23 protein-coding genes and 1 other RNA gene are annotated in these 25,059 nt (G+C 67.3%); 7 read left to right on the top strand and 17 right to left on the bottom strand.

The genetic code is table 11. From position 1 onward, the window contains the following. Window positions 1-134 precede the first annotated feature (134 nt). Genes AC07V5_RS26675 through gyrA form a run of 6 tightly spaced genes read right to left on the bottom strand, consistent with a single transcriptional unit; the run spans window position 135 to window position 8,472 of the window. Entirely contained in the window at window positions 135-2,135 is a 2,001-nt protein-coding gene (locus AC07V5_RS26675; RefSeq protein ID WP_495118650.1) for a bifunctional 3-phosphoshikimate 1-carboxyvinyltransferase/cytidylate kinase, read from the bottom strand. After that, window positions 2,135-3,031: a prephenate dehydrogenase gene (locus tag AC07V5_RS26670; RefSeq protein ID WP_495118649.1), complete on the bottom strand. Its 897-nt coding sequence runs from the start codon at window positions 3,029-3,031 to the stop codon at window positions 2,135-2,137. The genes AC07V5_RS26675 and AC07V5_RS26670 overlap by 1 nt, the downstream gene beginning before the upstream one ends. 2 nt (window positions 3,032-3,033) lie before the next feature. After that, entirely contained in the window at window positions 3,034-4,131 is a 1,098-nt protein-coding gene (gene pheA / locus AC07V5_RS26665) for a prephenate dehydratase (RefSeq protein WP_495118648.1), read from the bottom strand. After that, a complete protein-coding gene (gene serC, locus AC07V5_RS26660; RefSeq protein WP_495118647.1) occupies window positions 4,124-5,212 on the bottom strand; it encodes a 3-phosphoserine/phosphohydroxythreonine transaminase in 1,089 nt (362 codons plus the stop codon). Before serC ends, pheA begins: the two co-directional genes overlap by 8 nt. A 13-nt stretch (window positions 5,213-5,225) precedes the next feature. Then, the gene (locus AC07V5_RS26655; protein WP_495118646.1) at window positions 5,226-5,816 is read right to left on the bottom strand and encodes a DUF2059 domain-containing protein; all 591 of its coding nucleotides are present in this window, start codon (window positions 5,814-5,816) and stop codon (window positions 5,226-5,228) included. Between the two features lies 1 nt (window position 5,817). Next, window positions 5,818-8,472 carry a DNA gyrase subunit A gene (gyrA, locus tag AC07V5_RS26650; RefSeq protein ID WP_495118645.1) on the bottom strand — a complete coding sequence of 885 codons (2,655 nt, stop codon included), beginning with the start codon at window positions 8,470-8,472 and terminating at the stop codon, window positions 5,818-5,820. Window positions 8,473-8,737: 265 nt separating this feature from the next. On the opposite strand from gyrA, the gene ompA reads away from it, so the two are divergent. The 4 genes from ompA (at window position 8,738) to ssrA (ending at window position 11,235) form a co-directional block, all read left to right on the top strand. Continuing rightward, window positions 8,738-9,397, top strand: a complete 660-nt coding sequence (gene ompA / locus AC07V5_RS26645) for an outer membrane protein OmpA (RefSeq protein ID WP_495118644.1) — start codon at window positions 8,738-8,740, stop codon at window positions 9,395-9,397. A gap of 74 nt (window positions 9,398-9,471) precedes the next feature. Then, entirely contained in the window at window positions 9,472-10,176 is a 705-nt protein-coding gene (ubiG, locus tag AC07V5_RS26640; protein WP_495118643.1) for a bifunctional 2-polyprenyl-6-hydroxyphenol methylase/3-demethylubiquinol 3-O-methyltransferase UbiG, read from the top strand. Then, entirely contained in the window at window positions 10,173-10,850 is a 678-nt protein-coding gene (locus AC07V5_RS26635; RefSeq protein ID WP_495118642.1) for an HAD-IA family hydrolase, read from the top strand. Before ubiG ends, AC07V5_RS26635 begins: the two co-directional genes overlap by 4 nt. A 12-nt stretch (window positions 10,851-10,862) precedes the next feature. After that, window positions 10,863-11,235: a transfer-messenger RNA gene (gene ssrA / locus AC07V5_RS26630) on the top strand. 81 nt (window positions 11,236-11,316) lie between these two features. Here ssrA and lexA read toward each other — a convergent pair. After that, complete coding sequence (lexA, locus tag AC07V5_RS26625; RefSeq protein WP_495118641.1) at window positions 11,317-11,988, bottom strand: transcriptional repressor LexA; 672 nt, start codon at window positions 11,986-11,988, stop codon at window positions 11,317-11,319. A gap of 27 nt (window positions 11,989-12,015) precedes the next feature. Between lexA and AC07V5_RS26620 the strand changes: the two genes are divergently transcribed. Beyond that, window positions 12,016-12,990: an asparaginase gene (locus AC07V5_RS26620; RefSeq protein ID WP_495118798.1), complete on the top strand. Its 975-nt coding sequence runs from the start codon at window positions 12,016-12,018 to the stop codon at window positions 12,988-12,990. 3 nt (window positions 12,991-12,993) lie between these two features. Here AC07V5_RS26620 and AC07V5_RS26615 read toward each other — a convergent pair whose 3' ends face one another. The 3 genes from AC07V5_RS26615 to AC07V5_RS26605 form a co-directional block, all read right to left on the bottom strand. Beyond that, window positions 12,994-14,442, bottom strand: coding sequence for an esterase-like activity of phytase family protein (locus tag AC07V5_RS26615; protein WP_495118640.1), 1,449 nt, complete (start codon window positions 14,440-14,442; stop codon window positions 12,994-12,996). A gap of 98 nt (window positions 14,443-14,540) precedes the next feature. After that, window positions 14,541-14,975: an organic hydroperoxide resistance protein gene (locus tag AC07V5_RS26610; protein ID WP_495118639.1), complete on the bottom strand. Its 435-nt coding sequence runs from the start codon at window positions 14,973-14,975 to the stop codon at window positions 14,541-14,543. A gap of 34 nt (window positions 14,976-15,009) precedes the next feature. Further along, on the bottom strand, window positions 15,010-15,495 hold the full coding sequence (locus AC07V5_RS26605; protein ID WP_495118638.1) for a MarR family winged helix-turn-helix transcriptional regulator: 486 nt from the start codon (window positions 15,493-15,495) through the stop codon (window positions 15,010-15,012). A gap of 120 nt (window positions 15,496-15,615) precedes the next feature. On the opposite strand from AC07V5_RS26605, the gene AC07V5_RS26600 reads away from it, so the two are divergent. Next, window positions 15,616-15,978, top strand: coding sequence for a DUF1304 domain-containing protein (locus AC07V5_RS26600; RefSeq protein WP_495118637.1), 363 nt, complete (start codon window positions 15,616-15,618; stop codon window positions 15,976-15,978). 3 nt (window positions 15,979-15,981) lie between these two features. Here the strand turns inward: AC07V5_RS26600 and AC07V5_RS26595 are convergent, their stop codons facing one another. Genes AC07V5_RS26595 through dapC form a run of 5 tightly spaced genes read right to left on the bottom strand, consistent with a single transcriptional unit; the run spans window position 15,982 to window position 21,985 of the window. After that, window positions 15,982-17,922, bottom strand: a complete 1,941-nt coding sequence (locus AC07V5_RS26595) for an ABC-F family ATP-binding cassette domain-containing protein (RefSeq protein WP_495118636.1) — start codon at window positions 17,920-17,922, stop codon at window positions 15,982-15,984. Further along, window positions 17,919-18,791, bottom strand: a complete 873-nt coding sequence (gene prmB, locus AC07V5_RS26590) for a 50S ribosomal protein L3 N(5)-glutamine methyltransferase (protein ID WP_495118635.1) — start codon at window positions 18,789-18,791, stop codon at window positions 17,919-17,921. The genes AC07V5_RS26595 and prmB overlap by 4 nt, the downstream gene beginning before the upstream one ends. Beyond that, on the bottom strand, window positions 18,788-19,957 hold the full coding sequence (locus AC07V5_RS26585) for a PilT/PilU family type 4a pilus ATPase (RefSeq protein WP_495118634.1): 1,170 nt from the start codon (window positions 19,955-19,957) through the stop codon (window positions 18,788-18,790). Before AC07V5_RS26585 ends, prmB begins: the two co-directional genes overlap by 4 nt. Window position 19,958: 1 nt before the next feature. Further along, window positions 19,959-20,783 carry a 2,3,4,5-tetrahydropyridine-2,6-dicarboxylate N-succinyltransferase gene (gene dapD, locus AC07V5_RS26580; RefSeq protein WP_495118633.1) on the bottom strand — a complete coding sequence of 275 codons (825 nt, stop codon included), beginning with the start codon at window positions 20,781-20,783 and terminating at the stop codon, window positions 19,959-19,961. Continuing rightward, on the bottom strand, window positions 20,780-21,985 hold the full coding sequence (gene dapC / locus AC07V5_RS26575) for a succinyldiaminopimelate transaminase (RefSeq protein WP_495118632.1): 1,206 nt from the start codon (window positions 21,983-21,985) through the stop codon (window positions 20,780-20,782). Before dapC ends, dapD begins: the two co-directional genes overlap by 4 nt. 51 nt (window positions 21,986-22,036) lie before the next feature. On the opposite strand from dapC, the gene AC07V5_RS26570 reads away from it, so the two are divergent. Next, the gene (locus tag AC07V5_RS26570; RefSeq protein ID WP_495118631.1) at window positions 22,037-22,816 is read left to right on the top strand and encodes a substrate-binding periplasmic protein; all 780 of its coding nucleotides are present in this window, start codon (window positions 22,037-22,039) and stop codon (window positions 22,814-22,816) included. Between the two features lie 2 nt (window positions 22,817-22,818). Here the strand turns inward: AC07V5_RS26570 and AC07V5_RS26565 are convergent, their stop codons facing one another. After that, window positions 22,819-24,252: a protein kinase domain-containing protein gene (locus AC07V5_RS26565; RefSeq protein ID WP_495118630.1), complete on the bottom strand. Its 1,434-nt coding sequence runs from the start codon at window positions 24,250-24,252 to the stop codon at window positions 22,819-22,821. Beyond that, complete coding sequence (locus tag AC07V5_RS26560) at window positions 24,249-25,025, bottom strand: metallophosphoesterase family protein (protein ID WP_495118629.1); 777 nt, start codon at window positions 25,023-25,025, stop codon at window positions 24,249-24,251. Before AC07V5_RS26560 ends, AC07V5_RS26565 begins: the two co-directional genes overlap by 4 nt. Between the last annotated feature and the right edge of the window lie 34 nt (window positions 25,026-25,059).

Here is a 25,059-nt window from a genome sequence, read left to right as displayed (position 1 = left end):
GGACGCGGCGTGCAGGCAAGCTGCGGGTTAAGTTGTTGACATCGCGACCCTCAGTGAACTGACGTTCGGAGGGAAGGGCCGCGGGCCGTGGCTTCTCAGGCCTGGGCTCCTCTAGCCGCCGTCTTGGATGACGGTCAGAAGGGCCGGCGCTGTTGCCACCAATCCAGCATCTGCTCCACCGAGGCTTCGATGGTCAGCGCCGAGTTGTCGAGCAACTGCGCGTCCTGCGCGGGAGTCAGCGGCGAGGCCGAGCGGTTCTTGTCCCGTTCGTCCCGCGCCTCCAAATCTTCGCGCAAGCCTCTGATATTAGCCGAAATTCCCTTGGAAATCAACTGCTTATACCTGCGCTCGGCACGCGTGGCGGCGCTGGCGGTCAGGAAAACCTTGAGGTCGGCGTCGGGAAAGATGGCCGTGCCCATGTCGCGGCCGTCGGCGACGAGGCCGGGCAGGCGGCGGAAGCTCAACTGCAGCTGGTGCAGGGCCTGGCGCACGGCGGGGTGCACGGCCACCTGCGAGGCCAGCAGGCCGGTCGCTTCCGCGCGCAGCCGGGCGCTGACGTCTTCGGCGCCCAGGAAGACCTGGCCGTCGCTGAAACGCAGCTGCAGCATCGGCACGATGGCCGCCACGGCGGCGCCGTCGTCCAGGTTCAGGCCGGCGCGGCGAGCGGCCAGGCCGGTCACGCGGTAGAGCGCACCGGAATCGAGCACGCCAAAGCCCAGCGCCTTGCCGACTTCGTCCGCCAGCGTGCCCTTGCCGGAGGCGGTGGGGCCATCGATGGTGATGACGGGGATGTCGGCAGCATCGGCCGTCACGACGCCGAACAGCGTCTCGAAGTAGTCCGGGAAGGTCTTGGCGACGCAGTGCGGCTCCAGGATGCGCACTGGCGCGGCCGCGTCGGTGACCAGGCCGTTGAAGGCGGCCAGCGAGAAACACATCGCGACGCGGTGGTCGTCGTAGGTGTGGATGGCCGCGGCCTGCCAGTCCTTCAGCGGTTCGACCCGGATCCAGTCCGGTCCTTCGTCGACCGTTGCACCCAGCTTGCGCAACTCGGCGGCCATCGCGGCGATGCGGTCGGTTTCCTTGACGCGCCAGCTGGCGATGTTGGTGAGCGTCGTCGGGCCGTCGGCGTACAGCGCCATGACGGTCAACGTCATCGCCGCGTCGGGGATGTGGTTGCAGTCCAGTGTGATGCCCTTGAGCGGCCAGGCGCCGCGGCGGACTTCGAGCCAGTTCGGGCCGGTCTTGACCTGGGCGCCCATGGCGGCGGCGGCTTCGATGAAGCGCACGTCGCCCTGCAGGGATTCGCTGCCCACGCCTTCGATGCGGATGGGCGCGTCGACCGCGGCGATAGCGCCCAGGCCCACGAAGTAGGACGCCGACGATGCATCGCCCTCGACAAACACCTCGCCCGGCGATCGATAACGGCTGCCGGCCGGGATGACGAAGGCCTCCCAGCCCTCGCGCTTCACGTCGATGCCGAAGCGGGCCAGCAGCGCCAGCGTGATCTCGATGTAGGGCTTGGAGATCAGCTCGCCGATGACCTCGATGCGAATGTTGCGCTCCGCGACCAGCGGCAGGGCCAGCAGCAGCGCGGTCAGGAACTGGCTGGACACGTCGCCGCGTACGCGCACCGGCGTGTCCAGCGCGAGCGGGGACGGGCCACGCAGGCGCAGCGGCGGGAAGCCGGGGTTGCCCAGGTCATCGATCTCGCAGCCCAGGCCGCGCAGAGCGTCGACGAGGTCGCCGATGGGGCGCTCATGCATGCGTGGCACGCCGGAGACTTCAAAGCTCGCCCCTTGCGTCGCTGCCAGCAGCGCGAGCGCGGCGGTCAGGGGCCGCATCGCCGTGCCGGCATTGCCGAGGAAGAGCTTGGCTTCCTTGGCGCGCAACTTGCCGCCCAGGCCGTCGATGACGACCGCATCGCCTTCGCGCCAGACGCCGCAGCCGAGCGCCCGCAGCGCATCCAGCATGACGGCCGTGTCGTCGGACGCCAGCAGGTCACGCACGAAGGTTTTCCCCTCGCTCAACGCCGCCAGCAGCAGCACGCGGTTGGAAATGCTCTTGGAGCCGGGCAGGCGCACCGTGCCTGCAGCGCCGCGCAGCGGCGGCAGGTCGAGAAAGGGGATCTTGAACATCACTTGCCGGCCGGGCGGCCGGGAGGGGGAGCAGGCGGAGGGTTGCCCCAGGCGGAGCGGCCTTCTGAGATGGGGCGCAGCGCGGCTTCCAGGGCCGGTGCATCACCGGATTCGATCAGGGCTTCGAGCTGGTCCAGCATGGTGCGAAAGCGCTTGGACTGGGCCAGCACTTCGTGCTTGTTGGCGAGCAGGATGTCGCGCCAGACCGCAGGCTCGCCAGCCGCGATGCGCGTGAAGTCGCGAAAGCCCGGGCCGGCCAGGCTCAGGTAGTCGCGCGCGGCGGGCTGCTCGGCGATGGCCTGGAAATAGGCAAAGGCCAGCAGATGCGGCAGATGGCTGACGGCGGCGAAGGCGGCGTCGTGGTTGTGCGGCCGCATCTTCAGCACCGTGGCGCCCAGGGCCGACCAGACGTCGGTGGCCTTTTGCACCAGCTGCGGGTTGGTGAAGGGCTGCGGCGTCAGGATGACCTGGCGGCCCTCGTAGAGCGTTGCCTCGGCATGCTGGACGCCGCCCGACTCCTTGCCGGCGATGGGATGGCAGGGCACGAAGCTGGACGAGCGGTCGCCCAGCGCCCGGCGCGCAGCCTCGATGACGTCGCACTTCGTCGAGCCGACATCCATGAACAGGACGCCCGGGTTGACGAGGTGGCGGATGGCCTTGAGCGTGCTTTCGGTGGCCGACACTGGCACGGCGATCAGCACGATGTCGGAGCCCGACACGGCCAACAGGGCCGATTCAGCGGCAACGTCGATGACGCCCAGCTTCTTGGCCTGCTCCGTCGTCGACGGCGACTTGCTGTAGCCGACGACGCGCTTGACCAGGCCGGCGCGTTTCATCGCCAGCGCGAAACTGCCACCCATCAGGCCGCATCCAATCACGCCGAGCTGTTGAAACATGGTCAATTTTTGACTGGGTAGGCGCCCAGCATCTTGAAGAAGGCGCAGAGCTCACGCAACTCGGCCAGCGCGCCGGCGACATGGGGTTGGCTGGGGTGGCCATCCAGGTCGATGTAGAAGTAGTAGTCCCACTGGCCGGTGCGGGCCGGGCGGGACTCGAGGCGGGTCATGGACACGCCGTGCCGTTTCAGCGGCACCAGCAGGTCGTGCATCGCACCGGGGCGGTTGGGCACCGACACGACGAGGCTGGTGCAGTCGCGGCCGGTAGCCGGCGGCGTGGCCATGGTCTGCGGCAGGCAGATGACGGCGAAGCGCGTGCGGTTGTAGGCCTCGTCCTGAATGGCGTGGGCGGTGATGTGCAGGCCGAACAGCGTCGACGCGCGCTCGCTGCCCAGGGCCGCCCAGGCCGGGTTGGTGGCGGCGAGCCGCGAGCCCTCGGCATTGCTGGACACGGCGCGGCGCTCGACGTCGGGCAGATGCTTGTTCAGCCAGTTCTGGCACTGGGCCAGGGCCTGGGGATGCGCCAGCACCGCCTCGATGCCGTGCATCGACGGCTCCTTGCGCATCAGGTTGTGCCGGATCAGCAGCGACACCTCGCCGACGACGTGGCAGGGCGTGTGCAGGAACAGGTCCAGCGAGCGCGTGACGACGCCTTCGGTCATGTTCTCGACGCCCACGACGCCGAACTGCGCGCTGCCGCTGGCCGTCGCGTGGAAGACCTCGTCGAAGTTGGAGCAGTAGACAAGGTCGGCGGCGCCGCCGAAGTATTCGATGGCGGCCTGCTCGCAGAAGGTGCCGACCGGGCCGAGCACGGCGACGCGCTGCGGCGACTCCAGCGCGAGGCAGGCGGACATGATCTCGCGCCAGATGGCCGCGACGTGCTCGCCCTTCAGGGGGCCGGGGTTGGCGGCACGAATCTTGTCGATGACCTGGGCGACGCGGTCGGGGCGGAAGAAAGGCGTGCCCTCGGCGCGCTTGATCTCGCCGACCTGCTCGGCCACTCGGGCGCGCTGGTTCAGCAGCTCCAGCAGTTGCTTGTCCAGGCCGTCGATCTGGCCCCGCAAAGCCAGCAGCTCTTGGGAGGCGACGGGTTCAACCATGGCGGGCCTCGAAGTGCTTCAGGAAGGACACCAACGCCTGCACGCCTTCCAGCGGCATCGCGTTGTAGATCGACGCGCGCATGCCGCCCACCGACTTGTGGCCCTTGAGCTGCAGCAGCCCGGCGGCCTTGGCCTCGGCAAGGAAGCTCTCGTTGAGCTTCTCGTCCTTCAGGAAGAAGGGCACGTTCATGCGCGAGCGGCAGTTGGCATCCACGCGGTTCTCGTAGAGGCTCGACGCATCCAGTGCCGCGTAGAGCAGGCTGGCTTTGTCGATGTTGCGCTGCTCGACGGCCGCCAAGCCACGCTTGCCGGCGTATTCCAAGCCCTTGACCCACTGGAAGACCAGACCAGCGACGTAGATCGCGAAGGTCGGCGGCGTGTTGTACATGGACTGCGCGGCCGCCACGGTCTCGTAGTTGAAGGCCGTCGGGCAGATGTCCAGCGCGTGGCCGAGCAGGTCTTCGCGCACGAACACCAGCGTCAGGCCTGCGGGGCCGATGTTCTTCTGCGCACCGCCGAAGGCCAGGCCGACGCGGCTCCAATCGATGGGGCGCGACAGCAGATGGGACGAGCAGTCGATGACCAGTGGTACGTCACCGCCAATGCGCGGCAGATCGTGGAACTCGACGCCGTCGATGGTCTCGTTCGTGCAGACGTGGACGTAGGCAGCGTCATCGCGCAGCTGCCATTCACGCGGAATCTCGCGGCCGTTGCCCTCTGCGGCGATCTGGACATCGGCATAGCGGCGCGCCTCGGCCGCGCTCTTACGCGACCAGGAGCCGGTGACGACGACATCGACCTTGCCGCCGCGGCTCAGGTTCAGCGGCACGATGGCGTTTTCACTCAACCCGCCACCCTGCATGAACAGGATGCGGAAGTTGCCCGGCACTGCCAGCAGCTCTCGCAGATCTCGTTCGGCCGCCTCGGCAATGGAGATGAACTCCTTGCCGCGGTGGCTCATCTCCATGACGCTCATGCCGCTGCCCTGCCAGTCCAGCATCTCGGCCGCCACCTGGCGCAGTACGGGCTCGGGCAGGGTGGCGGGGCCGGGGGAAAAGTTGAACGGGCGGGCTGAGGTCATCGAGAAAGGTGAACTACTTCTTCGGCGTGGACGCCGCGGGCTTGGCCGGGGCGGGAGCGGACGCAGGCGGCGGCGGCAGGCCGAGCTGTTTGGCGAGGTTGCCCTGCAGGGTCTTGAGGCGACCTTCCAGCGTCGGGCCGGCTTCGGCCATCACCTTTTGCGCGACGGCCTTCTGCATCTCAACGCTGGCAAGACCGAACTTCTGGCTGACCGGCGATTCTGCCCAGACCACGATCTGCTTCAGTTCGTCCTCGTTGAAGCGTTCATCCAGCAGCGCCGAAGCCGTGGTCGGCACGGCCTTGGCGATCTTGTCCTTCAGATAGGGCACGTTCTCCTCGACGAACTTCTTCAGCTCGGCATCCATGGACTTGGCCGTGGCTTCGCGCTTCTCCACGGGCAGCTGCAGCAGCGCGGCACGGCCGGCCTGCATCAGTTGGGGCAGCGGTTGCTGCACGATGTTGGCGGCCATGCTCTCGGCCATGCCCTGCTGCTGCAGCGCCACGATCTTGTCGATCAGCGCCTTTTTGGCGGGCGACGGCTGCGCCAGCGCGGTGCCGGTGGCCAGCGCTACGGCGAGGGCCAGGCCCAGCTTGCGAAAAGTCATGTCAGTCCTTGGGGGCTTCAGGGGTATCGCCGGCCTCACCGGGTTCGGCGGTGGCATCGGTTTCGGAGGTTTCGTTGGCGTCGTTCTCGACGATGCGCTGCAGGCCCGACAGCTTGCTGCCGTCGTCCAGTGCAATCAGCGTGACGCCCTGTGTGGCGCGGCCGAGTTCGCGGATCTCGCTGACGCGGGTGCGCACGAGCACGCCCTTGTCGGTGATCAGCATGATCTCGTCCTCTGGGCGCACCAGCGTGGCGGCCACGACGCGGCCGTTGCGCTCGCTCTGCTGGATGGCGATCATGCCCTTGGTGCCGCGGCCGTGGCGGGTGTACTCGGTGATGTTGGTGCGCTTGCCGTAGCCGTTCTCAGTGGCGGTCAGCACGCTCTGCGTTTCGTCCTCGGCCACCAGCATGGCGATGAGGCGCTGGTCGGGCTCGAGCATCATGCCGCGCACGCCGCGGGCGGTGCGGCCCATGGGGCGCACGTCGTCTTCGTCAAAGCGCACGGCCTTGCCGCCGTCGCTGAACAGCATCACGTCGTGGTGGCCGTCGGTCAGGGCGGCGCCGATCAGGTGGTCGCCTTCGTCGAGGTCGACCGAAATGATGCCGGCCTTGCGCGGGTTGGCGAAGTCCTTCAACGACGTCTTCTTGACCGTGCCCATGGCCGTGGCCATGAAGATGAAGTGATCTTCAGGGAAGACGCGGAACTCGCCGGTCAGCGCCAGCACGACGGTGATCTTCTCGTCGGCCTGCAGCGGGAACATGTTGACGATGGGCTTGCCGCGCGAGTTGCGCGAGCCCTGCGGCACTTCCCAGACCTTGAGCCAATAGACGCGGCCGCGGTTGGAGAAGCACAGCAGCCAGTCGTGCGTGTTGGCGATGAAGAGCTGGTCGACCCAGTCGTCGTCCTTGGTCTGCGTAGCCTGCTTGCCGCGGCCGCCGCGCTTTTGAGCACGGTATTCGCTGAGCGCCTGGCTCTTGATGTAGCCGGTGTGCGAGAGCGTGACGACCATGTCGGTCGGCGTGATCAGGTCCTCGGTACCGAGTTCCTGCGCGTTGTGCTCGATGACGCTGCGGCGTGCGCCCAGCTTGGTCTGGCCGAACTCGGTCTTCAGCTGCACCAGCTCTTCGCTGATGATGGTCGTGACGCGGGCCGGCGTGGCCAGGATGTCCAGCAGGTCGGCGATCTCCGACATCACTTCCTTGTACTCGCCGACGATCTTGTCCTGCTCCAGGCCGGTCAGGCGCTGCAGGCGCATCTGCAGGATTTCGCCAGCTTGCGATTCCGACAGGCGGTAGAGGCCGTCGGCCTGCATGCCGTACTCGGGCTCCAGGCCATCCGGACGGTAGGCGGCGGGGCCGCCGGCCGACAGCGTCTCGGTGCGCGACAGCATCTCGCGCACCAGCGACGAATCCCAGCTCTTGGCCATCAGCGCGGACTTGGCGACGGGCGGTGTCGGCGAGGTCTTGATGGTCTCGATGAACTCGTCGATGTTGGCCAATGCTACGGCCAGGCCTTCCAGCACGTGGCCGCGCTCGCGCGCCTTGCGCAGCTCGAAGATCGTGCGGCGGGTCACCACCTCGCGGCGGTGCTCCAGGAACACGATGACCATGTCGCGCAGATTGCACAGCTTGGGCTGGCCGTCCACGAGGGCGACCATGTTCATGCCGAAGCTGTCCTGCAGCTGGGTCTGCTTGTAGAGGTTGTTCAGCACCACCTCGGGCACTTCACCGCGCTTGAGCTCGATGACGACGCGCATGCCCGACTTGTCGGACTCGTCCTGGATGTGGCTGATGCCCTCGATCTTCTTCTCGTGCACCAGCTCGGCGATGCGCTCGAGCAGCGTCTTCTTGTTGACCTGGTAGGGGATCTCGTCAACGATGATCGACTGGCGCGAGCCCTTGTCGATGTCCTCGAAGTGCACCTTGGCGCGCATGACGATGCGCCCGCGGCCGGTGCGGTAACCGTCGCGAACACCGGCCAGGCCGTAGATGATGCCGGCGGTGGGGAAGTCGGGCGCCGGGATGATCTCCATCAGCTCGTCGACCGTGCACTCCGGGTTCTTCAGCGCGAACAGGCAGGCGTCGACGACTTCATTGAGGTTGTGCGGCGGGATATTCGTCGCCATACCCACGGCAATACCCGACGAGCCATTCACCAGAAGATTGGGCAAACGGGTGGGCAGCACCAACGGTTCTTTATGACTGCCGTCGTAGTTGGGCCCGAAATCGACGGTTTCCTTGTCGATGTCGGCCAACATTTCATGAGCGATTTTGTCGAGGCGAATCTCGGTGTATCGCATCGCAGCAGCGTTATCGCCGTCGATGGAGCCGAAGTTGCCTTGCCCGTCGATCAGCATGTGCCGCAAGCTGAATGGCTGAGCCATGCGGACGATGGTGTCGTAAATCGCCGAGTCGCCGTGCGGATGGTATTTACCCATCGTTTCACCCACGGCCTGCGCACTCTTGCGGTACTTGGCGTTGTAGGTGTTGCCCATCTCGTTCATCGCGTACAACACGCGGCGATGCACCGGCTTGAGGCCATCGCGGGCATCGGGCAGGGCGCGGCCGACGATCACGCTCATCGCGTAATCGAGGTACGAGCGGCGCATCTCCTCCTCGAGGCTGATCGGAAGGGTTTCCTTGGCGAACTGGGTCATGCGGCAGGATTACGCACGTGCTACACGCACACGGCGTCCTCAGAGGTAGGTGAAAGACGCGAATTCTAAGCGGCCCGCCTCCATGTAGCAGCAGCGCAACATCGTCACCGTGCCCATGAACGTAGCCCGCCACAATGCGTTCGTCTCGGTGCCCCCATGGCACAATCGTCGAGTCCCTAGGAGAAACCCTAAAGTCTCTCCTGTGGTTAGAGGTTCGAGTACTGACTCTCGCAGGGCAACTGCGGCATTCCTTGAGAGGAGAATCATGAAGAAATTGAATCGTGTGGCGTCGCTGTTTGCGGTGGCCGCTGTCGCCGTTGCTGCGTCCAGCGCATCGGCCCAGGTCATTGACAACTGGCGCGCAACCGACGGTACCGTCTGGAAGAATGGCACCAATGAATATTGCTGGCGCGACAACTTCTGGACGCCCGCCACGGCTGCCAAGGGTTGCGACGGCGAAATCAAGCCGGCGCCGAAGGTCGAGCCGCCTGCACCGGTCGCTCCGCCCCCCCCGGCCCCCGCGCCTCAGCCTCCGAAGCCGGTTCCCCCGCCTCCGCCGGCTCCGGTCAGCGAGAAGGTCACCTTCGCTGCTGACGCCTTCTTCGATTTCGACAAGGCGACGCTGAAGCCCGAAGCTACGGCCAAGCTGGATGACCTGGTCAGCAAGACCAAGGGCATCAACCTGGAAGTCATCATCGCCGTTGGCCACACCGACTCGGTGGGCAGCGATGAGTACAACCAGAAGCTGTCGATCCGCCGCTCGGAAGCCGTCAAGGCCTATCTGGTGAGCAAGGGCGTCGAGCCGAACCGCGTCTACACCGAAGGCAAGGGCGAAAAGCAGCCCGTCGCCGACAACAAGACCGCTGAAGGCCGCGCCAAGAACCGCCGCACCGAGATCGAAGTCGTCGGTACGCGCAACAAGTAAGTCGAAGCGCCTTCGGGCGCTTTGCACAAAGCCCCGCCGGCCTGCCGTCGGGGCTTTTTTAATTTCAGGACGTCATGACGATCAATGCCGACCCGCAAGAGCTCGCCAAATTCGGCGAACTGGCCCACCGCTGGTGGGATCCCGAGAGTGACTTCAAGCCCCTGCACCAGATCAACCCGCTGCGCCTGGGCTGGATCCAGCAGCTCAGCCCGCTGGCGGGCAAGCGCGTGCTCGACGTCGGCTGCGGCGGCGGCATCCTGAGCGATTCCATGGCGCGTGTCGGCGCGCAGGTGCTGGGCATCGACCTGTCGACCAAGCCGCTGCGCGTGGCCGAACTGCATGCGATGGAAGCCGGCACCGAGGGCGTTGAATACCGCGAGATCGCCGTCGAGGCCCTGGCCGACGAGCAGCCGGCGGGCTTTGATGTGGTGACCTGCATGGAGATGCTGGAGCACGTGCCCGACCCGGCCTCGGTCGTGCGCGCCTGCGCCACGCTGGTGAAACCCGGTGGTTGGGTCTTCCTGTCCACGCTGAACCGCAACGCCAAGGCTTTCCTGCTGGCCATCGTCGGCGCCGAGTACGTGCTGAACATGCTGCCCAAGGGCACGCACGAGTACGCGCGCTTCCTGAAGCCCTCGGAGCTCGCGCAGTTCTGCCGCGACGCGGGTCTTGAAACCCAGGCCAGCCGAGGCCTGACCTACAACCCACTGACACAGCGCTACAGCCTCGGCAGTGATACCGACGTCAACTACCTGATGGCCTGCCGCCGCCCGCTGTGAAGCCGCTTGCCGCGCGCTGGGCGCATTTGCGCGCCGTGCTGTTCGACCTGGATGGCACGCTGATCGACAGCGCCGAGGACCTGGCCCGCGCCGCCAATGCCATGCGCGCCGAGCGCGGGCTTGCGGCGCTGCCGCTGGCGCAGTACCGGCCGCATGGCGGGTCGGGTGCGCGCGGCATGTTGGGCCAGGCCTTCGACGTGGCACCTGGGCAGCCGAGCTACGACGCACTCAAGCGCGAGTTTCTCGACCGCTACGAAGGCCTGATGCAGGACAGCACGCGGCCCTTTGCAGGGGTCGAAGCCGAGCTTGCTGGCCTGTCTGCCGGCGGGCTCGCCTGGGGCATCGTCACGAACAAGGCCGAGCGCTTCGCTCTGCCGCTGGTCGCAGCGCTACGCCTGGGGGCGGCTGCTGTCGTTGGCGGCGACACCACGGGCCATACCAAGCCCCACCCGGCGCCGCTGTTGGAGGCTGCCCGCCGGCTCGGCGTTGCGCCGGCTGCCTGTCTCTATGTCGGCGATGACGAGCGCGACATCCTGGCCGGCCGGGCCGCCGGCATGGCGACGGCCGTGGCGGCCTGGGGCTACCTGGGCCCGCAGGCTCAGCATGAGCGTTGGGGTGCAGATATCGAGCTTGCCGCGCCCGGCGAGCTCTTGAAGCAGCTCGGACTGGCCTAAACTACGCCTTCTGGGGCCGACCTGGTTTCGACGTGGGTGCGGATCCGGAGTAGGGCATGCCGAGCACCAGTTCGCTCGTAAAACCACTGGAAACAAAGTAACTGCAAACGACTCTACGTTCGCACTCGCCGCTTAATTGCGGATGAGCTTCTCAACGGCAGGCCGATGGGCCGGGCTGAACCTCGCAAGGGGCTAGGCTGAGAAGTCACTCACATCGGCTGGCGTCTGACCGGGTCACTCGGCTAGGCGTGAGATCAAGTGACTGGCGGGAAAGCTAGCGTGCCACTGCGCGAGTTGACCGTGAGATTCAAATCAGCCGGCTAAGCATGTAGATCTGCCCGGTGATGGCTGACGGACGGGGGTTCAATTCCCCCCGGCTCCACCATCCAAACGAAAAGGCCCGTGTCGGTGACACGGGCCTTTTTTCATTTCGAGTGGGCCGGGGGAATTGAACCCCCGTCCAAACTCAGTTGAAGCCTTGCCCGCGGATCAGGCCGACGGCCAGGCCTTCGATGCTGAAGTGCTCGCTGTTCTCGTTGATGCGGATGGGCTCGAAATCGGCGTTCTCCGGCAGCAGCTCGATCCCTTCGGGGCCGCGCTTGAAGCGCTTCACGGTGACCTCTTCGCCGACGCGGGCGACGACGATCTGGCCGTTGCGGGCCTCCTTGGCCGATTGCACGGCAAGCAGGTCGCCATCGAGGATGCCGATGTCCTTCATGCTCATGCCCTTGACCTTGAGCAGGTAGTCGGGCCTTTTGGCGAACAGGCCGGGTTCGACGGTGTAGGTCTGCTCAACGTGTTCCTGCGCCAGGATGGGCGCGCCTGCTGCCACGCGGCCGATCAGCGGCAACGTGAGTTGCGCGAAGTTGGGAATTGGCAGGCTGAACTGGCGAGCGCGGTTGACGGCGTTCAGCGCGTCGGACTTCAATCGGATGCCGCGCGAGGTGCCGCCGACGAGTTCCAGCATGCCTTTGCGGGCCAAGGCCTGCAGATGTTCTTCGGCGGCGTTGGCGGATTTGAAACCCAGCTCGGCGGCGATTTCAGCGCGGGTGGGTGGCGAGCCGGTGCTTTCGATCGCGTGGCGGACCAGGTCGAAGATCTGCTGCTGGCGGGCGGTAAGCTTGGGTCGGTCTTGCACGTGCGGCCTTTTGAGGTGGCTGGAAATTTGTCCAGCACCTGTATTTTCATCCAGGAATCTACAAAATTGCAAACTGCAGCGGATCTGATCGTCATTCTGGGTACCGGCGGCACGATTGCCGGGACCGCCAAAACAGCCAGCGATGGTGTCGGCTACACGGCCGCGCAGCTGAGCGTCGAGGATTTGCTGGCCGCGGTGCCGGCGTTGGCCGGGCGCCGGCTGGAAGCGCATCAGGTCGCCCAGCTCGACAGCAAGGACATGGATTTCTCGACCTGGCAGCGGCTTGCGGCTGTCGTGCATGAGCAGCTTGGGCGGCCGGAGGTTGGCGGCATCGTCATCACGCATGGCACCGACACGCTGGAGGAGACCGCCTACTTCCTGCAGCGCGTGCTGGCGCCGGCCAAGCCCGTCGTGCTGACGGCAGCGATGCGCCCTGCAACGGCGCTGGCGCCTGACGGACCGCAGAACCTCTTCGACGCGGTGCAGGTGGCGGCGAAGCCAGGTGCGTCGGGTGTTGTCGTTGCGTTTGCCGGCCGCGTGCATGACGCGACGCAGGTGCGCAAGGCCCACAGCTACCGCGTCGACGCCTTCGAGTCGGTCGATGGGGCCTTGGTGGCGCGGGTGGAGGAGGGCGTGGTGCGGCAGCTCGGGCGGTGGCCGTCAGGTGACGCCGTGGGGATGGCGCGCATCGGCCGTCAGGCCGAACGCTGGCCGCGCGTCGAGATCGTCATGAACCATGCCGGCGCGGATGGCGCCGTCGTGCGGGCGCTGTGGGCGGCCGGCATTGACGGGCTGGTTGCCGCCGGCACGGGCAACGGCACGCTCAGCGTCGCGCTGGACGCGGCACTGCGCGAGGCGCAGGCCGGGGGCGTGAAGGTCTGGCGCAGCACGCGCTGCGACGCCGGCCCGGTGATGGACTTGCCCGGCCTGCTGCCGAGCGCCGGCGCGCTGAGCCCGGTCAAGGCCAGGATCGAACTGATCCTGACCCTGCTGGGCGAATAAGCCTCAGCGGCTGCGGCGGCGTGCCACGAAGCCGACCAGGCTCAGGCCCGCCAGCAGCAGCGCGTACTGGCTGGGTTCCGGCACGGCAGCGATGGTCTGGTTGACCAAGTTGCCCTCGAAGGCGAAGACGTAGAACTGGTTGCCGTAGGCCACCGGGGCGCTGCCACCGTTCGGGGTGAACGTGGCCAGGAAGTCGTTGTCGTTGGCCAGGTAGAGCGTGTGCATCGTCTTGCCGCCCACGACGACGTCCTCGCCGAAGGCGATGCCTTCGAGCTTGGCCGGGATCAGCGCGTCAGGGATGCCGGCGGCGTTCAGCGCGGCCTTGATGTCGAGGAAGCGCGTGCCGACGATTGCCGTGCTGGGCTGGGTGCGCAGGTCGGCGATGCCGCTGACGTCGGCGGCACCCGTCAGGTCGATCTTGATGAGCTGCTTCACCACGGCCTTGGAGCCGTCGCCCATGCCTTTGCCGTCGCGCTCCAGCACGATGAGTTCGTGGTCGTTCAGCGCCAGCAGCTCGCTGCTGTTGTAGGCCTTGCCGGCGATCTGGTTGTCGTAGGCGAACTGGCTGACGGCGCCGGTGGCGATGTCGATCTTGACGATGCGGTTGTAGCGGCCGCCGTCGCCGCCGTCCTGGGCCAGCGGGCTCTGCACGAAGCCGAACAACGTCTTGCCGTCGGGCGAGATGGCCAGGCCTTCCATGCCCTTGTTGGCGACGCGGCCGGTCGCGTTGCCGGAGATCTCGGCAGCGCCCGACGAGCTGACGTTGCTCACGCCGAAGCTGCTCGGCAGGCTGTAGGTGCGCAGGCGCTCGCCGGTCGCGCGGTCGAACTGGTAGACGTAGGGGCCGTACTCGTCGGAGATGAAGACGCTCTTGCCGTCGTTGGAGACGCGGATGCCTTCGGGGTCCAGGCGCGCGTTGGCCGGGTTGGTGGACAGACCCACTGCGAAGTTGTCCGAGCGGCCCGAGAAGTAGTTCTTGCTGCCGGCGGGAAGCAGGCTGCTGTCGACGATGCCGGCCAGCGTCGCTGCCTTGGGGCCGTAGTTCAGCGCGGTGGTGCTGGACAGCAGCGTGGTGGCCTGCAGCGTCGGCGTCAGCGTGTAGGGCAGGGCGGAGCCGGCTGCGTTGGCGGTGAGGCTGAGCTGCACCGTCTGGAAGCGGGCGATGAAGGACGTCGTGTTGTCGAGCTGCGGCGCGCCCCAGTCATTGGCGTTCGGGCCGCGGTCGGGCAGGGCCAGGAAGGTGTTGCCACCGGCCCAGGCCAAGCCCGAGCCCATGCCGCCCAGCAGATTGGCCGCGAGGCCGCTTTCCAACGAGTAGTTCAGACCGGACATGTCACTCAGCGAGCCGCTGAGGTTGCCCATGCCGATCAGCACCGGCTCGGCCGCGCGGGATTGGGCGGCGAGGGCCAGCAGGGCGCTGGCGAGCACGGTGGGAAGGAAGCTGGGGCGCATCGCGGGTCTCCGGAGTGGTTGGAAAACCCGCGATGCTGACCGGCGGCCGTGACGCCAGCGTGACGGATGTCACGAACCGGCGTTCACGGCTCCCGGCCTCAGACGATGGTCAGCGTGACGTCGATGTTGCCGCGCGTGGCGTTCGAGTAGGGGCAGACCTCGTGGGCGGTAGCCACCAGGGTTTCCAGCGCGGCGCGGTCCATGCCCGGCACCGAGATCTTCATGTCGACCTGGATGCCGAAGGCGCCCGGCTTGTTGGCGTGAGGGCCGATGCCGACTTCCGTCGTGATCGAGACCTCGGCGGGCAGGCTGACCTTCTGGCGGGCCGACACGGCCTTCATCGCGCCGATGAAGCAGGCCGAGTAGCCAGCGGCGAACAGCTGCTCGGGGTTGGTGCCGGTGGCACCGTCGCCGCCGAGTTGCTTGGGCGTGGTCAGCACGACGTCCAGCACGCCGTCAGACGACTTGGCGGTGCCGGCGCGGCCACCGGTGGCAGTGGCGGTGGCGGTGTAGAGGGCTTTTTCGATGGCCATGGTGGCTCCTTTGGGGGTGGTGGTGGGGAAGGAATCAGGCGGCCGCGTCAGCGGCCCGGTTGAGTTGCTGGCGCAGCTGCGTGAGCCGTTGCGTCAGCGCGATGACCTCGTCCAGCTCACAGGCGCTGGCACAGGCGAGGTGACTGGGGATGTCCAGGGCAAGCTCGCGCAGTTGGCGGCCCTGGGGTGTCAGGAAGATGTCGACGCGGCGCTCGTCGTCGCTGGCGCGGCGGCGCTCGATATGGCCCAGGGCTTCGAGGCGCTTCAAGAGCGGCGTCAGCGTGCCCGAGTCCAGCGACAGGCGCTGGCCGAGCTGGGAGACGCTTTGCCCCTCGACCTCCCACAGCACCAGCATGACGATGTACTGCGGGTAGGTCAGGCCCAGCGGCGCCAGCAGGGGCTTGTAGATCTTGGTCATGGCCAGCGAGCTGCTGTACAGCGCAAAGCACAGCTGGCGGTCCAGCTGCAGCCATTCACCGCGGGGATCGACGGTGGGGGTGGGGGTCTTGCTGCGTGCCATGGGTGTTAATGTAGTACGCAATTCAATTGCACACAAGTTAAATGGTCTTTTGGGCGACACCGGACGCTAGAGCGATCTGCGAGGATGCGCCACCCCCAAACAATGACAAGGAGTGAGGCGATGCAGATGGTTGCGATCGTGCTGGCTGCGCTGGTGGCGCTGCTTCACCTGTATTTCCTGGTGCTGGAAATGTTCTTCTGGACCAAGCCGCTGGGCCGCAAGGCCTTCGGGCTGGACAAGGATTTCGCCGAGAAGAGCAAGGCGCTGGCGGCCAACCAGGGGCTCTACAACGGCTTCCTGGTGGCGGGCCTGGTCTACGGGCTGATGCTGGGCGCCGCGGGCGCGGGCAAGCCCTGGCTGGTGTTCTTCCTGGGCTGCGTCGTCGTGGCTGGCCTGTTCGGCGCGGCCACGGCCTCCAAGAAGATCCTGTTCGTGCAGGCGCTGCCAGGCGCCTTGGCGCTGGCGGCTGTCCTGCTCAGCTGAGCGTCAACTCAGCGCTTCGATCTGCTCGCCCAGCTCCAGCCAACGGGCCTCATCGGCTTCGAGCTGGTCGCTGATCGCCTTCAGCCGCTTGCCCATCTCGGCAATGGCGGAGGCGGCGGCGCCTTCGGCCAGCTGAGCCTCGATCTCGGTGCGCTCGGTGGCGAGCGCGTGCATGCGCTTGTCGATCTGCTCCATCTCCTTGCGCAGCGGTCGCGTCTGCTCGGCCACTTTGGCGCGCGCCTGGCCTGAGGCCTTGCGGTCTTCGCGCGGCGCAGGCGCGGCGGCAGGTGTGGCAGGTGCGGCGGCAACCACCGGCGCGGGCGCTGCGGCTGATTGCTTCTTGGCGGCGCGCGCAGCCTCCTTGCTCTGGTCGAGCAGCCATTTTTGGTAGTCGTCCAGGTCGCCATCGAAGGGCTTGACGACGCCGTCGGCCACCAGCCAGAACTCGTCGCAGACCTCGCGCAGCAGCGCGCGGTCATGGCTGACCAGCATGACGGTGCCTTCGAACTCGTTCAGCGCCATCGACAGCGCCTCGCGGGTGTTCAGGTCCAGGTGGTTGGTCGGCTCGTCCAGCAGTAGCAGGTTGGGGCGCTGCCACACCAGCATGGCCAGCACCAGCCGCGCCTTTTCGCCGCCCGACAGGCTGCCGACCTGCTGGTTGACCATGTCGCCGGTAAAGCGGAACTGGCCCAGGAAGTCGCGCAGCTCCTGCTCGCGGCCAGCCGGGCCGACTTCGCGGGCCAGGCGCACCATGTGCTCCAGCGGACCTTCGTCCAGGCGCAGCACGTCCAGCTCCTGCTGGGCGAAGTAGCCGATGGACAGGCCCTTGCCTTGCGTCAGCTTGCCGGCCAGCGCGGGCTGGGTGCCGGCAATCGTCTTCACCAGCGTCGACTTGCCCTGGCCGTTGGCGCCCAGGATGCCGATGCGCTGGCCGGCCAGCACGGAGCGGTCGACGTTGCGCACGATGGTGGTCGTGCCGTAGCCGGCCGACATCTCGTCGAACATCAGCATCGGGTTGGGCAGGTTCAGCGGCTCGCGGAACTCGAAGTTGAAGTCGGCGGAGGCCAGCACCGGTGCCAGCCGCTCCATGCGCTCCAGCGCCTTCACGCGGCTCTGCGCCTGCTTGGCCTTGCTGGCCTTGGCCTTGAAACGGTCGATGAACTTCTGCAGGTGGGCCACGCGGTCCTGCTGCTTGGAGAAGGCGGCCTGCTGCAAGACCATGCGTTCTGCGCGCTGGGTCTCGAAGCTGGTGTAGTTGCCGCCGTAGCGAACGAGCTTGCCTTCGTCCAGATGCAGCGTGACCTTGGTGATCGCGTCGAGGAATTCGCGGTCATGGCTGATGATGATCAGCGTGCCGTCGTAGCGCTGCAGCCAGGCTTCCAGCCAGACGAGTGCGTCCAAGTCCAAGTGGTTGGTGGGCTCGTCCAGCAGCATCAGCTCGGCCGGGCACATCAGCGCGCGGGCCAGCTGCAGGCGCATGCGCCAGCCGCCGGAGAAGCTGTTGACGGGCGCGTCGAGCTGCACAGTCTTGAAGCCCAGGCCCATCAGCAGCGCCTGGGCGCGCGAGCGGGCGTCAAAGGCACCGACGTCGGCCAGCAGCGCGTGCGCGTCGGCCATCGCGTGGCCATCGTTGGCAGCTTCGGCCGCTTCGAGCGCGGCGCGGGCGGCCATCAGCGGCAGGTCGCCTTCCAGCACGTAGTCGGTCGCGCCTTCCTCCGTCTCGGGCATGTTCTGGGCAACCTCGGAACGGCGCCAGTGCTTGGGCACCTCGACCTCGCCCTTGTCGTTGCCCAGGCGGTGCGTCAGCAGCGCAAACAGGCTGGACTTGCCGGCGCCGTTGCGGCCGACGAGGCCGATCTTTTCACCGGGTTGGAGCGTGGCGGAGGCGTTGTCCAGCACCACCTTGACGCCGCGGCGCAGCGTGATGTCGCGCAGCGTGATCATTGCAGGGCCTCCTTCGTCAGCAGCAGCACTTGGTCTGCGCCGGAGGAGGTTTCGAGCCAGACGGTTTCGAGTGTGGGGAAAGCGGCTTCGAAGTTCTCGCGTTCGTTGCCGATCTCCAGCACGAGGACGCCGTCGTCGGTCAAGGCGGCAGGCGCGGCGCGCAGCAGCTCGCGGATGAAGTCCATGCCGTCGCTGCCGCCGGCCAGGGCCAGTTCGGGTTCGGCGCGGTATTCGGCGGGCAGGGCGGCCATGCTGGTGCTGTTCACGTAGGGCGGGTTGCAGAGAATCAAGTCGTAGGGGCCTGTGCCTTGGCTGATGGCGCCGGCCAAGCCGTCGCCTTGCAGCAGGCGGATGCGTGCGGTCAGGTCGTGGCGAGCCACGTTGAGCTTGGCGACTTCGAGGGCATCAGTGCTGAGGTCCAGCGCGTCGACCTCGACCTCGGGCCAGGCCATCGCGGCCAGCACGGCCAGGCTGCCGTTGCCGGTGCACAGGTCCAGCACGCGGCGGCTGGCCGGGTGCAGCCAGGGGTCGATGCTGGCGTCGGCGATCAGTTCGGCGATGAAGCTGCGCGGCACGATGGCGCGCTCGTCGATGGTGAAGGGCACGCCCTGCAGCCAGGCCTCGCCGGTCAGGTAGGCGGCGGGCTTGCGGGTGGCGATGCGTTCGTCGACGAGTTGCGTGATGCCGGCCAGTTCGGCCTCGCTCAGTTCGCGCTCGGCGTTTTCATCCAGCGCATCCAGCGGCAGGCCCAGGCGCCACAGCGCCAGCCAGGCGGCCTCGTCGAAAGCGTTCGTCGTGCCGTGGCCAAAAAACAAGCCCGCTTGGGTCAAGCGGGCGGTTGCGGTTTCGATGCAGGTGATCAGGTTCAAGAGGTACGCACGTCGAGCGTGATTTCGGTGAAGCTGGCGTCGTCGCCAGCTTTTTCTTCCTTGCGTGGCGTGTTCGTGAGGCGCGCACCGGGCGCCTCGTTCTGCAGCCGCCACAGCAGGTTGGTCGGCGAGTCGGCAAAGGCGAGGCCTTCCTCGCGGGTGATGGTGCCGTCGGTGATGAGCTTGGCGAAATGCTCTTCGTAGGTCTGCGAGCCCTCGGCGATGGACTTCTCCATCGCCTCTTTCACGCCGGCGAAATCACCCTGCTCGATGAGTTCAGACACCAGCTTGGTGTTCAGCAGAATCTCGATGACCGGCACGCGGCCACCGGCGGTTGCGCGCACTAGGCGCTGCGACACGATGGCCTTCAGGCCGGCGGCCAGGTCGTTCAGCAGTGCCGGGCGTGACTCGGGCGTGTAGAACGACAGGATGCGGTTCAGCGCGTGATAGGTGTTGTTGCCGTGCAGCGTGGCCAGCACCAGGTGGCCCGACAGCGCGTAGCTGATGGCCGCGGTCATCGTGTCGCGGTCGCGGATTTCGCCGATCAGGATGCAGTCGGGCGCCTGGCGCAGCGCGTTCTTCAGCGCGATCTGCAGCGAGGCGGTGTCGCGGCCGATCTCGCGCTGGTTGACGACCGAGCGCTTGTTGCTGAAGAGGTACTCGATCGGGTCCTCGATGGTGAGGATGTGCCCGGTCATCGTCTGGTTGCGCAGCTCCAGCATGGACGCGAGCGTCGTGCTCTTGCCGGTGCCGGTCGCGCCCACCATCAGGATGAGGCCACGCTTTTCCTTGATCATCGTGCCCAGCACGGGCGGCAGACTCAGCGATTCCAGCGTCGGGATGTCGTGCGGGATGTGCCGGAACACGCCGGCAATCGAGCCGCGCTGGCGAAAGCCCGACAGCCGGAAGCTGCCGACACCGCGCACCGACACCGCCATGTTCAGCTCGCCGCTGTTGTCCAGCTCGGCCAGCGAGGCCGGGTCGATGACCTCGGCGATGAGCTGGCGCGGCTGCGGCGGCGTCAGCAGTTGGTCCGACAGCTGCACCGTCTGGCCATTGATGCGGATCAGCACCGGCATGTTTGCCGACAGATAGCAGTCCGACGCACCCTTGTCGGCCATCAGCCGCAGGATGCGCTCCATGTTGCCGGCGCCGGGACCGCTCATCTCAGGCTCGCAGCAGTTCGTTGATGCTGGTCTTGGAGCGCGTCTGGGCGTCGACGCGCTTCACGATGATGGCCGCGTACAGCGAGTAGCGGCCGCCGTCCTTGGGCAGCGAGCCCGAGATGACGACGGAGCCGGCCGGGATGCGGCCGTAGCTGACGGTGTCGGTCGCGCGGTCGTAGATCGGCGTGCTCTGGCCGATGTAGACGCCCATCGAGATGACCGAGTTCTCTTCGACGATGACGCCTTCGACGACCTCGGAGCGGGCGCCGATGAAGCAGTTGTCTTCAATGATGGTCGGGTTGGCCTGCAGCGGCTCCAGCACGCCGCCGATGCCGACGCCGCCCGAAAGGTGCACGTTCTTGCCGATCTGCGCGCAGGAGCCGACGGTGGCCCAGGTGTCGACCATGGCGCCTTCGTCAACGTAGGCGCCGATGTTCACGTAAGAGGGCATCAGCACGACGTTCTTGGCCTGGAAGCTGCCGCGGCGGGCAACGGCCGGGGGCACGATGCGCACGCCGCTGGCGCGCAATTGGTCGTCGCTCCAGCCGGCGTACTTGGTGGGCACCTTGTCGAAGAAGGTCAGTTCCTTGTCGCCCATGACGCGGTTGTCGTTCAGGCGGAACGACAGCAGCACGGCCTTCTTGATCCACTGGTGCACCGTCCACTGGCCCACGCTCTCGCGGGTGGCCACGCGCAGGCGGCCGGCGTCCAGCTCGGCGATGACTTGCTCGACGGCCTGGCGCAGCTCGGGGGCGTTGGTCGGGTCGAGCGCGGCACGGTTGTCCCAGGCGAGGTCGATCAGGCTTTGCAGTTCAGCGGTGTTCATGGGAGAGATTGGGTGAAAGAGACGATGCGGCGGGCGGCTTCGAGGCATTCGGCCTCGTCAGCCACGAGGGCCAGGCGGATGCGCCCGGCGCCAGGGTTGCTGCCGTGCGCCTCGCGGGCCAGCAGGCTGCCCGGCAGGACGGCGAGATTGTATTGAGCGAGCAGGCCTTGGGCGAACGCGACGTCGTTACCGCCTGGAACAGCGGCCCAGAGGTAGAAGCCGGCGTCGGGCAGGGCCACGTCCAGCACGCCGGCCAGCAGGGGCGTGACGTCCGCGAATTTCCTGCGGTAGCGCGCCCGGTTCTCGATGACATGGGCCTCGTCGCCCCAGGCCGCGATGCTGGCCGCCTGCACGATGGGGCTCATCGCGCTGCCGTGATAGGTGCGGTAGAGCAGGAACTTCTTCAGCAGCGCTGCGTCACCCGCCACAAAGCCTGAGCGCAGGCCCGGCACGTTGGAGCGCTTGGACAGCGACGTGAACGCGATCAGGTTGCGGAAGTCGTGGCGGCCTAGCTTGGCTGCGGCTTCCAGGCCGCCCAGCGGCGCTTCATCGCGGAAATAGATCTCCGAGTAGCACTCGTCCGACGCGATGACGAAGCCGTGCCGGTCGCTCAGCTCGAACAGCGCCTGCCATTCGGACAGCGGCATGACGGCGCCGCTCGGGTTGCCGGGCGAGCAGACGTAGAGCAGCTGGGTGCGGGCCCAGGTCGCGTCGTCGATCTGGCGCCAGTCGACCGCGAAGTTGCGCGCGGGGTCGGAGTTGGCGTAGGCCACCTCGGCACCGGCCAGCAGCGCCGCGCCTTCGTAGATTTGATAGAAGGGATTGGGGCAGACGACGACGGCGCCGGGGCGGCTGTCATCGATGACAGTCTGCGCGATGGCGAACAGCGCCTCGCGCGAGCCATTGACGGGCAGCACCTGCGTGGCCGCGTCCAGCTTCAGGCCGTAGCGGCGCGAGATCCAGGCCGAGATGGCCTCGCGCAGCGCCGGCGTGCCGGCCGTGGCGGGGTAGGCGGCCAGGCTTTTCATCGAGCCGTTGATGGCCTCGGCGATCAGGGACGGTGCCGCGTGGCGGGGCTCACCGATGCCCAGCGAGATGGGCGCCAGGTCGGGGTTGGGTGTGATGCCGGCGGTCAATTCGCGCAGGCGCTCGAAGGGGTAGGGGTGCAGCCGGTCGAGCCGCGGATTGACGGGGAAACTCATGCGGGCATGATAGGGCGCAGCCCGTGATCTGCAGCCTGGGGAGGCATGAAGATGAAGCGCAGTTGGCTGATCTGTGCGTTGCTGGCCGCGAGTGGCGCGGCCCTGGCCCAGACGGGCTGCCACAAGGTCGTCGTGACCGCCGATCCCGAGTACCCGCCCTACGCGTGGTACGACGGCCAGACGCTGCGCGGCGCCAGCGTGGACGTCGTGCTGGCCGTGCTGCAGGCCATGAAGTTGCCCTATGAACTGCGCTACGTCGGGCCGTTTGTGCGCGTGCTGCAGAACGCCCGCATCGGCGAGGTTGACATCGTCACCGAGCTCAAGCGCAACGCCGAGCGCGAGGACTACCTGGCCTTCGGCGATACGCCCATCTTCACGAACCCAAGTTCGGTCTTCGTGCGCGCAGACCAGAACCTCAAGTTCACCAAGCGCGAAGACCTGCGCGGCCTGCGTGGCGGTGTCACGCACGGCACGCGCTTTGGCGACGGGCTGGACGAATATGCCGAGGCCAACCTCAATGTCGAGGTCGGCCCGGGCATCAAGGAGAACTTCCTCAAGCTCGACGCGGGCCGCATCGATTACTTCATCTCTCCGCACTACCCCGCGCTGTCGCACCTGATTTCCAGCGGCAGCGAGGCCAGGTTCAGGGTGCTCAAGCCCCCGATCGCCGAGGCGCTGAACTATGTGGGCTGGTCGCGCCGCAGCGCCTGCCTGGCGCGGCTGCCGGAGTTCGACGCGATGATGAAGCGCTATCTCGCGGCGATGAGCCCCGGCCGCCTCGTCGAGGAGAGCCACGAGGCCTGGCGGCGCAACCCGGTGATGAAGCGCTGACGCTAGCTGCCGGCCGGTTGCCGCACGACGGTGACCGTGCAGTCCGACTCGGCCACCACCTGCCCCGACACGCTGCCCAGGTAGCGCCGCAGCGCCGACGCACCCCGCGCACCCATGACGATGTGGTCCACGCCGTTGCGGTGGGCGAAGTCGATGATGGCGCCGGCCGCGTCCGGGGCTTCCAGCACATGGAAGGTCAGCCGCCCGTCTTCCAGCTTCAGCGCCTTGCTGATGGGCCGGGCCCAGTGCTTGAGCGCGATGAGCTGCTTCACGTGCAGGCTCTGGCCGTGCTGGTCGGTCAGTTCGTCGATGCCGATGCGGTTCACCCGCATGACGCTCACGCAGGCCAGGCGGGCGCCGGCCTCCGTCTGCACGATGCGGCGCACCGTCTCGCAGAGCTGGGCCAGCAGCTCCGGCGTGGCGTTGTCGACGTCCACTGCTGCCATGACGATGGGGCTGCGCGCCAGTTGCTGGCCGGCCGGCGGCGGGGGCGGGGCTTCCGCGCCGAGCGCGAAGAACCAGCGCTTGAGCCTGAGCATCGCGCCGCTCACCCGCAGCTTCTCCGCGCGGGCGGTCAGCGCCACGCCGGCGGGCTCGCGCAGGTCCAGGGCCAGCTGGGCGGCGCTCTGGTACCGGCGCTCGGGCTTGACCTCCAGGCAGCGCAGGATGATTTCCTGCAGCCAGGGCGGCAGCTCGGGCCGGATGGCGCGGGGCGGCACCGGCTCGACGAAGAGGCGGCGGCGCAGGCCGCGCACCGAATTCGGCTGGCCGAAGGGCCGCTCGCCGGTGGACAGGTGATACAGCATGACGCCCAGCGCAAACAGGTCGCTGCGCGGGTCGTTGCGAACGAACTGCACCTGCTCCGGGCTCATGTAGGGGCCCGTGCCCATGGGCAGCGTGAACTCCTCTTCGAGCAGGTCGGGCAGCTGTTCATGGCGGCTGAGGCCGAAGTCGACGAGCACCGCGGTGCCATCGGGCCGGAACATGATGTTGCTCGGCTTGATGTCGAGGTGGACGACATACTGGCGGTGCAGGGCGGCCAGGGCCGTGGCGACGCGGGCGCCGATGTCGGCCACTTCTTCCGGCGGCAGCGGCGCGTCGTCCAGGCGCGGGCGCAGCGTGTCGCCGGGGATGCGCTCCATGACGATGAAGGCCTGGCGCGTCCAGTCGCCGCGGGCGACGAAGCGTGGCACGTGCGGGCCGCTGAGCTGCGGCATCAGCATCTGCTCGACCTCGAAGCCGACGATGGTGGCCGGGTCCTCGCCGCCTTTGATGCGCGGCACCTTCATCAGCAGGTCGCCGCCGTCGTCCGTGCCATCGGTGCGGCTGACGCGCCACAGATTGGCCATGCCGCCCTGGTGCAGCCTCTCTTCCAATTTGAAGCCGTCCAGCACCTGGCCGGCTTCCAGCGGGGCGGGTGGGGAGGCCTCCATCATTCGCCGAGGGTCAGGCGGCGCGCGAGGCGTTCGGCAATCAGCGGCGGCAGATCGGTCGCGCGCAGGGCCGCGCAGGCGGCATCGACGTCGTAGGCCACGCGCTGGAAGGTGATGCGGGCATCGTCCAGGTCGGACTTGCCCGGGTCCAGCAGGGCGTAGCAGGCTGCCGGGTTGCCGTCGCGCGGCTGGCCGCAGGAACCAGGGATGGCCAGCCACTGGCGATGCGCTGGCAGCGGCATGGGCACGCTGGCCACGGGCCGGAAATCGCCGGCCTTGCCCGTGCCCGAGAGGTGGAAGAGCATGGGCTCGTGCATGTGGCCGCAGACCTGGATGCGCGCCGTACTGGCGTGCAGACTCTTCACCGCCTCGGAGCGGCCCTGCACGTACTCCCAGCCATTGGGCTCGAAGGCATTGGCATGCACGAACAGGCAATGCCCGGGTTCGCCATGGGCCTGCAGCGGCAGCCGGGTCAGGAAGCGCAGCTGATCTTCATTCAGCTGTGCGCGGGTCCAGTCGATGACGGCACGCGCGTCCGGGTGCATGCCGGGCGTGCTGCCATGGGCTACGGCTTCGTCGTGGTTGCCCTGCACGGCAATGGCGCCATCGGCGGCCAGGGCCATGACCTGGTCGACCACCCAGGCCGGGTCGGCACCGTAGCCGACAAAGTCGCCCAGCAGCGCAAAGTGGGTAGCGCCTTGGGCGCTGGCGTCGGCAAGAACAGCCTCAAAGGCCTGTCGATTGGCGTGAATGTCGGTGATGAAGGCCCAGCGCATGGGGCGCAGCTTGCCACGAAGGACTGACGCCGGC

It is taken from the genome of Roseateles sp. GW821-FHT02E12 (assembly GCF_059421665.1).
This window is presented reverse-complemented; position numbering and strand designations above follow the sequence as displayed.